Below are 318 nucleotides of genomic sequence, written 5' to 3' on the forward strand. Positions count from 1 at the left end.
TTCACTACCAGCCATCACCATCACTTTTTCCAGCAGCACCGCAGGGACTGTTACAAGACGGTTTACGCGCTTTTCCTCCATCAGTTCATTGACAATATCGGAAACAACTCTGTCACATGCGCCATATACAAAAGCATCGTCCAGCCGCTGCATGACGGTTTCCAGCTCATCGTCTGACAGGTTCCAGTCCCGGGCTATGTGACGCACATCCCCACGGGTCAGCACCACGGCAAAAACGCATTCACTGTCCGGCACGTCTGTATCCAGCACTTCGCGGATAATTTCTTTAACAGTACAGTACATGTTCTCGTCTCCTTT

Annotated in this window: 1 protein-coding gene; it reads right to left on the minus strand. The window is 50.6% G+C overall.

What is annotated here, in order from left to right; translation table 11 throughout:
- Nucleotides 1–303 (minus strand): DUF1380 family protein (locus E0D98_RS26305; RefSeq protein WP_131891608.1); only part of this gene is annotated, 303 nt, incomplete at its 3' end.
- Between the last annotated feature and the right edge of the window lie 15 nt (nt 304–318).

The organism is Escherichia sp. KCJ4928 (assembly GCF_004352695.1).
In the GTDB taxonomy this organism is placed as follows: Bacteria; Pseudomonadota; Gammaproteobacteria; order Enterobacterales; family Enterobacteriaceae; genus ECMA0423.